Origin of the sequence: Kitasatospora sp. NPDC058115, from assembly GCF_042884635.1 — a bacterium.
In the GTDB taxonomy this organism is placed as follows: Bacteria; Actinomycetota; Actinomycetes; order Streptomycetales; family Streptomycetaceae; genus Kitasatospora.
The window spans coordinates 452,576-466,297 of sequence record NZ_JBHVTL010000001.1 but is presented as its reverse complement, the minus strand read 5'-3'; the positions used below and the strand labels follow the sequence as shown (position 1 = coordinate 466,297).

General features: G+C 75.5%; 15 protein-coding genes. 12 read left to right on the top strand and 3 right to left on the bottom strand.

The genetic code is table 11. The annotated features are described in order from the left end of the window. Window positions 1-139: 139 nt before the first annotated feature. The 8 genes from ACFVVL_RS01780 to ACFVVL_RS01745 all read left to right on the top strand — a co-directional run bounded on the left by ACFVVL_RS01780 (window position 140) and on the right by ACFVVL_RS01745 (window position 6,213). Entirely contained in the window at window positions 140-712 is a 573-nt protein-coding gene (locus ACFVVL_RS01780; RefSeq protein WP_387670565.1) for a dihydrofolate reductase family protein, read from the top strand. A 68-nt stretch (window positions 713-780) separates the two neighbouring features. After that, entirely contained in the window at window positions 781-1,299 is a 519-nt protein-coding gene (locus tag ACFVVL_RS01775; RefSeq protein WP_380295438.1) for a GNAT family N-acetyltransferase, read from the top strand. A gap of 62 nt (window positions 1,300-1,361) precedes the next feature. Then, entirely contained in the window at window positions 1,362-1,664 is a 303-nt protein-coding gene (locus ACFVVL_RS01770; protein ID WP_380295437.1) for a DUF1905 domain-containing protein, read from the top strand. Window positions 1,665-1,881: 217 nt separating this feature from the next. After that, window positions 1,882-2,808 (top strand): CPBP family intramembrane glutamic endopeptidase, encoded by a 927-nt coding sequence (locus ACFVVL_RS01765; RefSeq protein WP_387670562.1) that lies wholly within the window; start codon window positions 1,882-1,884, stop codon window positions 2,806-2,808. A gap of 22 nt (window positions 2,809-2,830) precedes the next feature. After that, window positions 2,831-4,177, top strand: a complete 1,347-nt coding sequence (locus ACFVVL_RS01760) for a sensor histidine kinase (protein ID WP_387670560.1) — start codon at window positions 2,831-2,833, stop codon at window positions 4,175-4,177. Next, a complete protein-coding gene (locus ACFVVL_RS01755; RefSeq protein ID WP_380295476.1) occupies window positions 4,129-4,773 on the top strand; it encodes a response regulator in 645 nt (214 codons plus the stop codon). Before ACFVVL_RS01760 ends, ACFVVL_RS01755 begins: the two co-directional genes overlap by 49 nt. A 58-nt stretch (window positions 4,774-4,831) precedes the next feature. Beyond that, window positions 4,832-5,782, top strand: a complete 951-nt coding sequence (locus tag ACFVVL_RS01750; RefSeq protein WP_387670558.1) for an NAD(P)-dependent oxidoreductase — start codon at window positions 4,832-4,834, stop codon at window positions 5,780-5,782. Continuing rightward, a complete protein-coding gene (locus ACFVVL_RS01745) occupies window positions 5,779-6,213 on the top strand; it encodes a PPOX class F420-dependent oxidoreductase (protein ID WP_387670556.1) in 435 nt (144 codons plus the stop codon). Before ACFVVL_RS01750 ends, ACFVVL_RS01745 begins: the two co-directional genes overlap by 4 nt. Before the next feature lie 63 nt (window positions 6,214-6,276). On the opposite strand, the gene ACFVVL_RS01740 is transcribed toward ACFVVL_RS01745, so the two are convergent. Continuing rightward, window positions 6,277-6,915: a GNAT family N-acetyltransferase gene (locus ACFVVL_RS01740; RefSeq protein ID WP_387670554.1), complete on the bottom strand. Its 639-nt coding sequence runs from the start codon at window positions 6,913-6,915 to the stop codon at window positions 6,277-6,279. Window positions 6,916-7,018: 103 nt separating this feature from the next. On the opposite strand from ACFVVL_RS01740, the gene ACFVVL_RS01735 reads away from it, so the two are divergent. Next, a complete protein-coding gene (locus tag ACFVVL_RS01735; RefSeq protein ID WP_387670552.1) occupies window positions 7,019-8,272 on the top strand; it encodes a DUF418 domain-containing protein in 1,254 nt (417 codons plus the stop codon). Window positions 8,273-8,466: 194 nt separating this feature from the next. Continuing rightward, a complete protein-coding gene (locus tag ACFVVL_RS01730) occupies window positions 8,467-9,261 on the top strand; it encodes a metal-dependent hydrolase (RefSeq protein WP_380293713.1) in 795 nt (264 codons plus the stop codon). 83 nt (window positions 9,262-9,344) lie between these two features. Here the strand turns inward: ACFVVL_RS01730 and ACFVVL_RS01725 are convergent, their stop codons facing one another. Both ACFVVL_RS01725 and ACFVVL_RS01720 read right to left on the bottom strand, forming a co-directional pair. After that, the gene (locus ACFVVL_RS01725; RefSeq protein WP_380293715.1) at window positions 9,345-10,391 is read right to left on the bottom strand and encodes a hypothetical protein; all 1,047 of its coding nucleotides are present in this window, start codon (window positions 10,389-10,391) and stop codon (window positions 9,345-9,347) included. 62 nt (window positions 10,392-10,453) lie between these two features. After that, complete coding sequence (locus ACFVVL_RS01720) at window positions 10,454-10,735, bottom strand: metal-sensitive transcriptional regulator (protein ID WP_380293717.1); 282 nt, start codon at window positions 10,733-10,735, stop codon at window positions 10,454-10,456. A 189-nt stretch (window positions 10,736-10,924) separates the two neighbouring features. Here ACFVVL_RS01720 and ACFVVL_RS01715 point away from each other — a divergent pair, with 189 nt between their 5' ends. Together ACFVVL_RS01715 and ACFVVL_RS01710 are read left to right on the top strand one after the other, a co-directional pair. Beyond that, window positions 10,925-11,206: a heavy-metal-associated domain-containing protein gene (locus ACFVVL_RS01715; protein ID WP_387670549.1), complete on the top strand. Its 282-nt coding sequence runs from the start codon at window positions 10,925-10,927 to the stop codon at window positions 11,204-11,206. A gap of 121 nt (window positions 11,207-11,327) precedes the next feature. Continuing rightward, a complete protein-coding gene (locus tag ACFVVL_RS01710; RefSeq protein WP_387670547.1) occupies window positions 11,328-13,580 on the top strand; it encodes a heavy metal translocating P-type ATPase in 2,253 nt (750 codons plus the stop codon). Window positions 13,581-13,722 lie beyond the last annotated feature (142 nt).

Genomic DNA, 13,722 nt, shown 5'->3' with positions numbered 1-13,722 from the left:
CACGCGCTACCACCGCTATCACCGCTACCACTGCCACAACCGCTACCACGGCTGACACCGCTACGCCGTCGCAACCGCTACCACTGCTAGTGCTGCTACCGCTGCCATCGCCGCTACCACCGCTCACCGAGGAACCATCATGCGCACCCTGATCAGCACCGCGTTCATCTCCCTCGACGGCGTCGTCGAGGCTCCCGGCGGTGAACCCGGCTACCGCAACTCCGGCTGGACCTTCAAGGACATCGAGTTCGTCCCCGAGGCCTACGAGATCAAGGGCCAGGAGCAGGAGGAGGCCACCGCGATGCTGCTGGGCCGGGTCAGCTACCAGGCCTTCAGCCCGGTCTGGCCGGACATGGCGGAGTTCGCCCGCTACAAGGAACTGCCGAAGTACGTCGTCTCCACCACCCTCACCGAGGGCGACCTGGTGGCGAACTGGGGCGAGACCACCCTCCTGCGCTCGCTCGACGAGGTCGCCGCGCTGAAGGGGACCGAGGGCGGCCCGATCATCGTCCACGGCAGCGCCGCCCTCAACCGGGCGCTCTCCGACGCCGGTCTGATCGACCGCTACCACCTGCTCGTCTACCCGCTGCTGCTCGGCGCCGGGAAGCGCCTGTTCAGCACCACCGACAAGGACGCCCAGAAGCTGGCGCTGGTCGAGCACGCGGTCTACTCCAACGGTCTGCAGAAGCAGGTCTTCGACGTGGTCCGCTGACGCCGCCCCGGGCCGGTGCTCGCAGGAGAACCGGCCCGCGGGCCCGCCCGGAATGGCAGCATGCGGGCATGACCGATCATCAGAACGACGTCGTCCCCCTGGAGAGCTACGACCCCGCCGAGATATTCGGCGACACCCCGGACCCGTTCGGGGTCGACGCGCTGGGGATCACCTGGCGGCGCAAGGAGCACCACGTCGGGATCCGCGCGGAGCCGAACGGCCCGCTCGTCGCGCACGCCGGGCTGGTCGTGCTGCCGGTGTCGGTGGGCGGCCGGCGGACCGACGTCGTCGGGCTGGGCGGCGTGGCCGTCGCCGCCGGGCGGCGCGGGAACGGGCTCGCCCGCGCGGTGGTGGGTGGCGCACTGGCCCGCGCCCGCGAGCTCGGACCGCAGGCGGCGATCCTGTTCTGCCGTCCCGACGTGGCCGGCCTCTACACCCGCCTCGGCTGGCGCCCGGTGGAGGGCCCCGTCGAGGTCGAGCAGCCCGCCGGCCCGGTGGTGATGCCGCTGCGCACGATGTGGTTCCCGCTGCACGAGGGCGCGCGCCGGCCGGAGGGCGCCGTGCGGTTGCACTCCCTGCCGATGTGAGCGCGGGCGCGACGGGACGCGGGAGCGGCCGGTCCGTCGGTGCCGCGTGCGATGCTGGCCCCGTGGTGTTCGATTTTGAGGCCGAGCTCTGGATCTGGGACGCCCGGCGAGCCGACAGCTGGACCTTCGTCAGCCTGCCCGTCGAGGCCTCCGAGGAGATCCGCGACGTGGCCGCCGGTCCGCGCCGCGGCTTCGGCTCGCTGCGCGTGCGGGTCACCCTCGGCGGCAGCGCCTGGCAGACGTCGATCTTCCCCGACCGCACCCGCGGCTGCTACGTGCTGCCCGTCAAGCGCGCCGTCCGCACGGCCGAGGGCCTGGAACCGGGCGACACCACCGCCGTCACCGTCGAACTCCTCGACCTCTGACCGACCCGCCGACCCGCCGACCCGCCGACCCGCCGACCACCACCGGTGGGCCCCCGTTCCCCGCGGACCGGCGGCGGACGCCCTCCCGGTGCCGTCGAGGAGGGGTGCACCTAGCTGCACCCCTCCTGGGCAGCTACCCGCAATGGCCCGCGGCCGCCGGGACGGAAGAGTCGACGCCGAAGGAAGCACGCGATCGAGCGGACCGGAGGCGGACGACATGCGGACAGAGACGGACCTGGAGACGGGGGAGCGCCGGGGACGGCGGACGGCGTGGAAGGCGGAGGCGGCGGTGTTCCTCGCCGTCGCCTTCCCCGCCGCCGGAGCCCTGGGCGCACTCCAGCCGGCGACCGGGATCCCGGACGAGGTCCTCCAGCTCACCCAGTTCGGCCCGGCCGCCGGGGTGCTGGTGGCGGCCCTGGTGTGGCCGGAGCGGATCCGGAGGCGGCTGGCCGGGGCGGGCCCCGGGGCCGGCGGCGCCCGGAAGGACACCGCGTGGGCGGGCCCGGGCCGTACCGGGCCGGCGCTGCTGCTCACCGCGCCGCTGATCATCGCCCTGGCCGCCGGTGCCTACGCGCTGCTCGACGGCGATGCCCGGCTCACCGACCCCCGCTCCCTCGCCCACCCCTTCACGCTGATCGTCCTGGCCCAGCTGCTCGGGGCCTGCGGGGAGGAGATCGGCTGGCGGTGCTACCTCCAGCCGCTGCTGCGCACCCGCTTCGGGCCGGTCACCGCCTCGGTCGCGGTGGGCCTGTTCTGGGGCGGGTGGCACGTGCAGGTGTTCGCCCAGCAGCCCGCGTACGCGGCCGGGTTCCTGCTGGCCGCGGTGGCGATGTCGGTCGTCCTCGGGCTCGCCCTGGAGGACGCGCCGGCCGGCCGGCTGCTGCTCGCGGGCGGCTTCCACACCCTGGTCAACCTGGGGATGCTGCTGACGATGGACGAGGAGGACGGCACCGTGGCGCCCATGGTGCTGTTCGGCGGCGCCTGCCTGGTGGCGGCGGTGGCGTGGGTGCTGCGGTCCCGCCGGCGGAGCGGGGCGCACCCGGACGCGGCGCACCCGGACGTGGCGCACCCGGAGGGGGCGTACCGGGAGGAGCCGGTGGCCGGGCCGGATAGGATCCCGGCGGCGCGGCACGGGGCGCGCTGAGGTGACGGAGCGACGGGCGGGCATGGCGACGGGGCAGGACGGCGCGGAGGCGGAGAACACGGCGCGCGCACAGGTGCGTGCGCTGGCCCGCTGTCAGCTGCTCTCGCTGCACTCCCTCGTGGTGAGCGCGGTCGGCGCGCTGGTGGTGGGGGCGCTGATGCTGCTCCCGATCGGGGTGGGCCGGCCGCTGCTGCCCGGCGCGGCGCAGGCGCTGCGCCGGGCGTCCGACCGCGGCCGCGCCTGGACGGAGCGCTGGACCGGGACCGGCATCAGCCCGCCCGAGCCGCTGCCGCCCGCGGACGGCCCGCGGAGCCGGCGCGCCGTGCGCATCCTCGGCGACGACGGCTTCTGGCGGGACCTCAGGTGGTCGTGGCTGGAGCCGTGGACCGGCGGGCTGCTGGTCGGGGTGCCGCTGTGGCTCGTCGCGTTCGGGCTGTTCGGGGCCGTCGTCCAGCCCTTCGTCTGGCCGTGGCTCGGCCCGAACAACTGGTACGCCTTCGTGCTCGTGGACTCCACCGCCTCGATGCTGGCCGCCGCCGTGCTCGGCCTGCTGTTCGCCGGGGCGGGCCTGCGGCTGGCGCCCGCCGCGCTGGAACTGCACGCGAACTGGAGCCGCCGGGCGCTCGCGGCGCCGTACACCACCGAACTGGTGCGGCGGATCGAGCACCTGACCGACACCCGGGCCGAGGCGCTGGACGCGCGGGCGGACGAACTGCGGCGCATCGAGCGGGACCTCCACGACGGCGCGCAGGCCAGGCTGGTCGCCGTCGGCATGGCGCTGGACGAGGCCACCCGGCTGCTGGACGCCGACCCGGCCGGTGCCCGCGCCCTGCTGCGCGAGGTGCGGGCCGGGTCGGCGCGGGCGCTGCAGGACCTGCGCGACCTGGTCCACGGCATCCACCCGCCGATCCTCACCGACCGCGGCCTCGGCGACGCCGTCCGCTCCCTCGCGCTGGACAGCTTCCTCGACGTGCACGTCACGGCGGAGCTGCCGGGGCGCCTGCCGGTGCCGGTCGAGACCGCCGCCTACTTCGCCGTCGCCGAACTGCTCGCCAACGCGGCCAAGCACTCGGGCGGCCGCGAGGTGACGGTCCGCCTGACGCACGCGGACGGCACCCTGCGCGCCGTCGTCGCGGACGACGGCCGCGGCGGCGCCCGCCCGGAGGGGGGCACCGGCCTGCGCGGCGTGGCACGCCGGCTGAGTACCGTCGACGGAACCCTCGCCCTGCACAGCCCGCCGGGCGGCCCGACCACCGTGACCCTGGAGATACCGTGCGAGATCCGCTCCGAGATCCCCTCCCCGAGCCCCTCCCGGCCCCCCTGCGCGTCGTCCTCGCCGAGGACCTCTTCCTCCTCCGGGACGGCCTGATCCGCACGCTCCAGGAACACGGCTGCGAGGTGGTCGCCGCCGTCGACAACGGACCGGCCCTGCTGCGCGCGCTGCGCGAGCAGCGGCCGGACGTCGCCGTGGTCGACATCCGGCTGCCGCCGAGCTTCACCGACGAGGGACTGCGCGCCGCCCTGGAGGCCCGCCGGGCGCGCCCCGGCCTGCCGGTGCTGATCCTCTCCCAGTACGTCGACCAGCTCTACGCCCAGGAGCTGCTGGCCGGCGGCGAGGGCGCGATCGGCTACCTGCTCAAGGACCGGGTCACCCACACCGCCCAGTTCGTGGACGCGGTGCGCAGCGTCGCGGCCGGCGGCACGGTGATGGACCCGCAGGTGATCGCCAAGCTGCTGGCCCGCAGCGACGCCCGGGGCACCACCGCCGAGCTGACCCCGCGCGAGCACGAGGTGCTGCGGCTGATGGCCGAGGGCCGCTCCAACGCCGCCATCATGAACACCCTGCACATCGGCGAGAGCGCCGTCGCCAAGCACACCGCGAGCATCTTCGCCAAGCTGCGGATCGAGGCCTCCGCCGACGACAACCGCCGGGTGCTCGCCGTGCTCGCCTACCTCAAGCGCTGATCCGTCGTCACCTTCCCGCCTTGACCCTCACATTGGTGTGAGGGTTCAGGATGGCGCCATGACCGATGATCGGAATGGACCCCGGAACGCACCGGCGAAGGACACCCCCGTCGCCGTCCTCGGCCTCGGGCTGATGGGACGGGCCCTGGCCGGGGCGTTCCTGCGCGCGGGCCACCCCACCACGGTGTGGAACCGCACTCCCTCGAAGACCGCCGCCGCCGTCGCGGCGGGAGCCCGCGCCGCCGCCTCGCCCGAGGAGGCGGTGGCCGCCGCCGGGCTGGTGGTGGTCTGCGTGTCGGACCACGCCGCCGTCCGCGACCTGCTCGACCGCCTCGACGCCGCCGGCCCCGGACCGCTCGCCGGCCGGGTGCTGGTCGACCTGACCTCCGGTACCGCCGCGCAGGCCCGGGAGAACGCCGCCCGGGTGGCCGCCGCGGGCGGCGGGTACCTGGACGGCGCGATCCTCGCGGTGCCGCCGGCCGTCGGCACGCCCGAGGCCGCCGTGGTGTACGGCGGCGTCCGCGCGGACTTCGAGCGCCACGAGCCCGCGCTGCGCGTCCTCGCCCCCGACGCCACCGTCCACCTGGGCGAGGACCACGGCCTGGCCGCGCTCTACGACGCCGCCGTGCTCGGCCTGATGTGGAGCGTTCTCAACGGCTTCCTGCACGGCGCCGCGCTGCTCGGCGCGGCGGGCGTGGATGCGGCGGCCTTCGCCCCGCTCGCCGCCCGCTCGACCGTGACGGTGGCCGGCTGGCTGGAGGGGTACGCCGACCAGATCGACGCCGGTGCCTACCCGGCCGACGACGCCACCCTGGAGACCCACGTCGCCGCGATGGACCACCTGGCCGAACAGAGCGCCGGCCTCGGCGTGAGCACCGAACTCCCGGACCTCGTCCGGACGCTGGCGGGCCGTGCGCTGGCGGCCGGGCAGGGCGGCGCGAGCTACGCCTCGCTGATCGAGCAGTTCCGCCGTCCTGCGCCCTCCGGCGGGGAGGGCGGCGGAGAATGACCGGCATGACGACCTTCGATCCCCGCACCCTGCTCGCCGAGAGCCGCCTCGGCGTGCTCGCCACGATCAAGTCCGACGGGCGGCCCCAGCTCTCGCCCGTGATGCCGTACTACGACCGGGCCGCCGAGCGGCTCTACGTGTCGATGACGGAGGGCCGCGCCAAGACCGCCAATCTGCGCCGCGACCCGCGCGCCGCCCTGGAGGTCACCCGCGCCGACGGCCGGGCCTGGGCCACCGCCGAGGGCACGGTCACCCTGGTCGGCCCGTCGGAGGACCCGGCGGGGCCCGAGGTGGAGGTGCTGGTCGACTACTACCGCCGCGCCGCCGGTGAGCACCCGGACTGGGACGAGTACCGCGCCGTGATGGTCGCCGACCGGCGGGTCCTCATGATCCTCGCGGTCGACCACGTCTACGGCGCGCAGCTCGGCTGACCGCCCCGGTCGACCTCCGGGGGCGGCGACGCCCCCACCGCCCGCGCCCGACCGCCCCCGGAGTCACCCGGCGGGCGGTCGGGCGCGGGCGTCCGCCGGGGTGACCGGGCGGTGCATGGTGGTGACGGCGCCGAAGCCCAGCAGGGTCCGCAGGTACGGGGTCCGCTCGGTGCGGGTGGCCGTGAAGCCGTGGCGCTCGTAGAGGGCGCGGGCGCGCGGGTTGACGTCGATGACGTCGAGGCGGATGCGGTGGCAGCCCTGCTCGGCGGCGACCGCCGCGACCTCGGTGAGCAGCAGTCCGCCGATGCCCCGCCCGCGCTGCCCGGCGTCCACGGCGATGCCGTCCATCACCAGTTCTCCCGGCCCGGGCCTGCGTTCGAACAGCGCGAGGACGGCGAGCCGGGGCAGGCCCCGGACCGGGCCGTAGGCGGCGAGCACGTCACCGGCGCCGCCGCCGGTCAGCCCGCGCCCGCCGAGCCGGTAGCCCGCGACGCCGACGACCTCCCCGCCCCGCACGGCGACGATCCCCCGGTCGTGGTGGAGGTGCCCGGCGATGAAGGCGCGGCCGGCCTCGGGCGGGTCGAGCGCCGGGCCGAGCTTGCGGCCGAAGGCCTCCCAGTACAGCGCGGCGACCCTCGCCTCGGCGCCGGCCGGCACCGCGCGCAGCAGCGCGGGCCCACCGCCCCCGTCCTCGCTCCCCATGGTGGTGCGCCCCTCTCGTCGCGTTCCGGATTTGCGTGATCGACCATACAACGTTCATTCTCGAAACGAGAGTTTCTATGGCGATAGTTCTGGAGGGGATTCCATGGAGCAGAATCGAACCGGGGCGGCCACCGCCGCCGCAGCGCACCGCGAGGGGGCCGGTCCGACGCGGCTCGCGGACGTCGACGCCCTGCGCGGCTTCGCGCTGTTCGGCATCCTGACCGTCAACATCACCTACCTCGCCTCCGCCTACCACGGCACCGGCGTGGACGAACCGGGCTTCGGCTCACCGCTCGACACCGCCGTGCGGGCCGTGGTGGCGCTGCTGTTCGAGGCGAAGTTCTTCCTGCTGTTCTCGTTCCTCTTCGGCTACAGCTTCACCCTCCAGCTCGACTCCGCCGAACGGCGCGGCGTTCGCTTCACCCCGCGCTTCCTGCGCCGCCTGGCCGGCCTCTTCGCGCTCGGGCTGCTGCACGCCGTGCTGCTCTTCCCCGGCGACATCCTCACCACCTACGCGGTGCTCGGACTGGTCCTGCTCGCACTGCACCGGATCCGGCCGCGCACCGCGGTGCGCACGGCCGTCGCCCTGCTCGCGGTCACCGCCGCCGCCTACTGGCTGCTCGCCCTGGCCCTGCGCGGCGCCGACGGCGGGGACCGGGCCGCCGCCGCGGCCGACGCGCAGAGCGCCACCGAGGCCCTGCGCGGCGGGTTCGGGGCGGTCGTCGGGGCGCACCTCGACCAGCTGCCGAACGTGCTGTTCCTGCTGGTGTTCTTCCAGGCCCCGGCGGCCCTCGCGGCCTTCCTGCTCGGCCTGGCGGCCGGCCGGCACCGGGCCCTGGCCGACCTCGCCCGCCACGACCGGACGCTGCGCCGGCTCCAGGCCGTCGGTTTCCCGCTCGGACTGCTCGGCGCCGGTGTCTACACCTGGTCGGCGCTCGGCCACCCCGGTCCGGCCGCCGAGGTGTTCGCGCTCGGGGTGGACGTGATCACCGCGCCGGCGCTGGCCGCGGCGTACGCGGCGACCGTGCTGCGGCTGGCCGCCGGGCGCCACGGGCGGCGGCTGGTGGCGGTGCTGGCGCCGCCCGGGCGGATGACGCTCACCAACTACCTGACGCAGTCGCTGGTCTGCGTGCTGGTGTTCACCGGCGTGGGGGCCGGGCTGGTCGGGCGGGTGGCGCCGGCCGGGGTGGCGCTGATCGGTGTCGCGCTGTTCGCGGCGCAGGCCGTGTTCTGCCGCTGGTGGCTGGCCCGGCACCCGTACGGCCCGGTGGAGTGGCTGCTGCGCGCGCTCACCACACTGTCCTGGCCGCGCCTGCGCGGCGCGGCGGACGCGGGCACGACGCGCCCGGGCGGCTGAGCCGTCCCTGGCGGTGACGCACCGTCAGCTCCCCTGCTCGGCAGTCTCCCTCCCACGGCTGATTGCCGTACGCCATCCGGGTGAATTCGTGGCTTCCGATGTTTTCGATCATGGGCGGCTATGCTGCCGCCCGGTCAGGCCCTCGCGAAAGCCCTCGCGACGGGCGCTTCGGGACGAGGGCGGGAGCCGAGAAGATGATGGGACCGGCGCATTCGTTGTCGGGCGCGGCGGCATGGCTGGGCGTGGGAGCGATCGCGGAGGCCATGGGCGAACCGATGCCCTGGCCGGTACTGCTGACAGGGGCGCTGATCTGCGCGGGCGCCGCGCTGGCGCCGGACCTCGACCACAAGGCGGCGACCATATCCCGGGCGTTCGGCCCGGTGTCGAGGATCCTCTGCGAGGTGATCGACAAGCTCTCCTACGCCGTGTACAAGGCGACCCGCAGCAGGCACGACCCGCGCCGCTCCGGCGGCCACCGCACCCTGACCCACACCTGGCTCTGGGCGGTGCTGTGCGGCGCGGGCGCGTCGGCCGTCACCGTGTGGGGCGGCCGGTGGGGCGTGCTGGTGGTGCTCTTCGTGCACATGGTGCTGGCGATCGAGGGCCTGCTGTGGCGCCAGGCCCGGGTCTCCAGCGACGTCCTGGTCTGGCTGCTCGGCGCGGCCTCCACCTGGCTGATCACCGGTGTGCTGGACAAGCCCGGCAACGGCGCGCTCTGGCTGTTCGACCAGCCGGGGCAGGAGTACCTGTGGATCGGCCTGCCGATCACCCTCGGCGCGCTGGTGCACTGCCTGGGCGACGCGCTGACCGTCTCGGGCTGCCCGGTGCTGTGGCCGATCCCGATCGGCCGCAAGCGCTGGTACCCGCTGGGGCCGCCGAAGGCGATGCGGTTCCGGGCCGGCAGCTGGGTGGAGCTGAAGGTGCTGATGCCGGTGTTCATGGGCGCCGGCGGACTGTGCGCGGTGGGTGCGCTCGGCTACTTCGGCTGATCCGGCGGGCCGCCCGCGCACGGGCCCCGCACCGGGAGGACTTCCTCCGGTGCGGGGCCCGTGCCGTGCGGGCGGGGGCGCTCTCAGTGCTGGTGGCCCGCACCGCCGTGCCCGGTCGGCTCGGCGGCGGGTGCCGGGGTCCCGGCGGCCGGCCCGGTGGCGGGCGCGGGGATGGCGGGCGCGGGGGTGACGGGTGCGGGGGTGACGGGTGCGGGGGTGCCGCCGACGGGGAGGGTGAACGCGGCGGTGTGCACGGTGCCCTCGTGCCGGAAGTCCAGGAACAGCCGGTACTCGCCGCCGCTGGGCGCCGTGGTGGTGAAGGTGATCGCCGGCCCGCCGGCCGTGGCGGCGCCCTCGGGCAGCCGGCCGTCGGGGTGGACGTGCAGGTAGGCGAGGTCGCCGGCGCGCAGCGCGACCAGGTGGCCGGCCGCGCCGAGGTACGGCTGGAGGTCGGTGACGGGCCGCCCGTCCCGGCCCACGTTCAGCGTCAGCTGCCCGGCCCGGCCCGGGGTGAGCTCGCCGTCCAGGGTGACGGTGTAGCCGTCGACGGTGACGGTCCGTCCGGTCTGCGGCAGCGGGGCCGGGCGCAGCTCGCCGGCGACGTGTAGGTCCGCGCCCAGGGTCAGGCCCTCGGCGGCGTCGGCCGGGGTGAAGTCGGCGAACACCCGGTACTCCCCGGCGGCCGGCAGGGCGACGGGCGCGCTCCAGGTGCCGTCGGCGGCCCGGACCGGGTGGAGGTGCTGGAAGTCGGAGAGGTCGCGCGGGGCGACGATCAGGTGCAGTTCCTTCTCGTGCGCCGGGCGGTAGGCGGTGACCGGGCGGCCGTCGGCGCCGAGGACGCGGAACCTCAGCTCGGCCGGGGCGCCGGCGGTGGCGAAGGGGTTCTCCAGGGCGAGCGTGTAGCCGCGTTCGGAGATCTGCAGGCCGCCGGGAAGCCGTTCGGCTGCTGCTGCCGCTTCGGTTCCCGCCGCGCCGGTGTCGGCGGGGGCCGGGGTGTGCCCGGCGTGCGCGGCGTTCGTGGGGCGCGCGGCGGGCGTCCCGTCGCCGGTGAGGTGGCCGACGCCGTACGCGGCGCCGAAGGCGGTGGTCACGCCGGTGGCGAAGGCGGCGATCTTCAGGGCGGTGTTCATGGCGGACTCCTCGGTGCGCGGGCGTGGCCGGGTGGGGCGGGGGCTGGTGGGGGAGCGGCGGTTCAGGCCCGCATCAGGCGGGCGATCGCCTGCGAGGCCTCGGTGACCTTGGCGTCGGCGTCCGCGCCGCCCTTGGCGATGGCGTCCTGGACGCAGTGCCCGAGGTGGTCGTCCAGCAGCTGGAGCGCGACCGACTGGAGCGCCTTGGTGACGGCCGAGATCTGGGTGAGCACTTCGATGCAGTAGCTGTCCGAGTCGACCATCCGCTGCAGTCCGCGGATCTGGCCCTCGACCCGGCGCAGCCTGCGCTGCACCTGGTCCTTCTCGTGGTGGTAGCCGGGCATGGGGATCTCCAGGGGTCGTCGAGCTGGTCCTCCGACGCCGCTGATTAGATACCCCCTAGGGGTATGGGGTCAAGGGTGGCCGATCCCGGGCGAGGGCTTGCGAGGCATACCCCCCAGGGGTATAAATGGAGTCATCGCCAGCCGATACCCCCGCCGGGTATCGCGACCCTGCTACTCACGGAGGACCCCATGTCCTGCTGCTCCAGCGACGGCACCTGCTCCACCGGCTCGACCATCACCGTCGACCCCGCTGCCACGGCCGTCACCACCGCCTACGCCGTCGCCGGGATGACCTGCGGCCACTGCGAGCAGGCCGTCGGCAAGGCGGTCTCCGCCCTCCCCGGCGTCACCGCCGTGCGCGTCGACGTCCCGGCCGGCCTGGTCACCGTCTCCGCCGCCGCGGAGCCGGACGAGGCGGCCCTGCGCGCCGCCGTCGACGACGCCGGCTACGAGCTCACCGGCCGGGCCTGACCGCCCGGCGGGTCCGGGGCCCGGCCCCCGGCCGGCGCCGCCTCCCCGAACCCCCTGGGGGTATCGGGCCCCGGACCCCCGCCCGCCCCACCGCCCCACCGACGACCCACGAGGAGCCCAGATGACCACCCAGGCGCCCGCCTCCACCGAGGTGGAACTCCAGATCGGCGGCATGACCTGCGCCTCGTGCGCCGCCCGGATCGAGAAGAAGCTCAACCGCATGGACGGGGTCACCGCCACCGTCAACTACGCCACCGAGAAGGCCAAGGTGAACGTCACCGGCGCCGTCGAGGTCGCCGACCTGATCGCCACCGTCGAGGCCACCGGCTACACCGCCGCCGTGCCCCGCCCCGCCGCCGCCGAGTCCGCCGCGGGCCCGGACGACGGCGCCGAGCCCGCCGACGAACTCGCCCCGCTGCGGCAGCGGCTGATCACCGCGCTCGCCCTGGCCGTCCCGGTCATCGCCATGGCGATGGTCCCCGCCCTCCAGTTCGACAACTGGCAGTGGCTCTCGCTCACCCTCGCCGCCCCCGTCGTCACCTACGCCGCCTGGCCCTTCCACAGGGCCGCCTGGACCAACGCCCGGCACGGCGCCGCGACCATGGACACCCTGGTCTCGCTCGGCACCGGCGCCGCGTTCCTCTGGTCGCTGTGGGCGCTGTTCTTCGGCCACGCCGGGATGCCCGGCATGCGGCACGGCTTCGAGTTCACCATCGCCCGTTCCGACGGCTCGTCCAACATCTACCTGGAGGCCGCCGCCGGGGTCACCGCCTTCATCCTGGCCGGCCGCTACTTCGAGGCCCGCTCCAAGCGCACCGCGGGCGCCGCGCTCAAGGCGCTGCTGCAACTCGGCGCCAAGGACGTCACCGTGCTGCGCGGCGGCGCCGAGCTCCGCGTCCCGGTCGCCGAACTGACCGTCGGCGAGCTGTTCGTGGTCCGCCCCGGCGAGAAGATCGCCACCGACGGCGTGGTCGTCGAGGGCGCCTCCGCCGTCGACGCCTCGATGCTGACCGGCGAGTCCGTGCCCGTCGAGGTCGGCCCCGGCGACACCGTCACCGGCGCCACCGTCAACGCCGGCGGCCGCCTGGTCGTCCGGGCCGCCCGGGTCGGCGCCGACACCCAGCTCGCCCGGATGGCCAGGCTCGTCGAGGACGCCCAGAGCGGCAAGGCCGCCGCCCAGCGGCTCGCCGACCGGATCTCCGCCGTCTTCGTGCCGATCGTCATCACCCTGGCCCTGGCCACCCTCGGCTACTGGCTCGGCACCGGCGAGGGCTGGACCGCCGCCTTCACCGCCGCCGTCGCCGTGCTGATCATCGCCTGCCCCTGCGCCCTCGGCCTGGCCACCCCGACCGCGCTCCTCGTCGGCACCGGCCGCGGCGCCCAGCTCGGCGTCCTCATCAAGGGCCCCGAGGTGCTGGAGAACACCCGCCGGGTCGACACCGTCGTCCTGGACAAGACCGGCACCGTCACCACCGGCCGGATGACCCTGCTCGCCGTGCGCACCGCCGAGGGCGTCAGCGAGGACGAGGCGCTGCGTCTGGCCGGCGCCCTGGAGCACGCCTCCGAGCACCCGATCGCCGCCGCCATCGCCACCGCCGCCGCCGAGCGCCTCGGCACCCTGCCCGCCGTCGAGGGCTTCGAGAACGTCCCCGGCCTCGGCGTCCAGGGCGTCGTCGACGGCCACGCGGTGGTCGCGGGCCGCGAGTCCCTGCTCGCCGCGTGGTCGCAGCAGCTGCCCGCCGCGCTCGCCGGGGCCAAGCGCGCCGCCGAGGCCGCCGGCCGCACCGCTGTCGCGGTCGGCTGGGACGGCGAGGCCAGGGCCGTCCTGGAGGTCGCCGACGCGGTCAAGCCCACCAGCGCCGAGGCGGTCGCCCAACTGCGCGCCCTGGGCCTGCGGCCGGTGCTGCTCACCGGTGACAACCGGCTGGTCGCCGAGGCCGTCGCCGCCGAGGTCGGCATCCCCGCCGAGGACGTGATCGCCGAGGTGCTGCCCGAGGACAAGGTCGCGGTGGTCCAGCGGCTGCAGGGCGAGGGCAAGGTCGTCGCGATGGTCGGCGACGGCGTCAACGACGCCGCCGCGCTCGCCCAGGCCGACCTCGGACTCGCCATGGGCACCGGCACCGACGCCGCCATCGAGGCCGCCGACCTCACCCTGGTCCGCGGCGACCTGCGCGCGGCCGCCGACGCCATCCGCCTCTCCCGCAGGACCCTGGGCACCATCAAGAGCAACCTCTTCTGGGCCTTCGGCTACAACGTCGCCGCCCTGCCGCTGGCCGCCGCCGGCCTGCTCAACCCGATGATCGCGGGCGCGGCGATGGCCTTCTCCTCGGTTTTCGTGGTCGGCAACAGCCTCCGGCTGCGGACCTTCCGCTGACCCTCCGGGCCGCCGATCCCGCCCCCGGATCCCGCCCCCGGATCCCGCCCCCCGGATCCCGCCCCCCGGATCCCGCCCGCCGGTCCCGCGAGCCCCCGGAACCACCCGGTTCCGGGGGCTCGGGCGTGTCCGCCCGCACGCC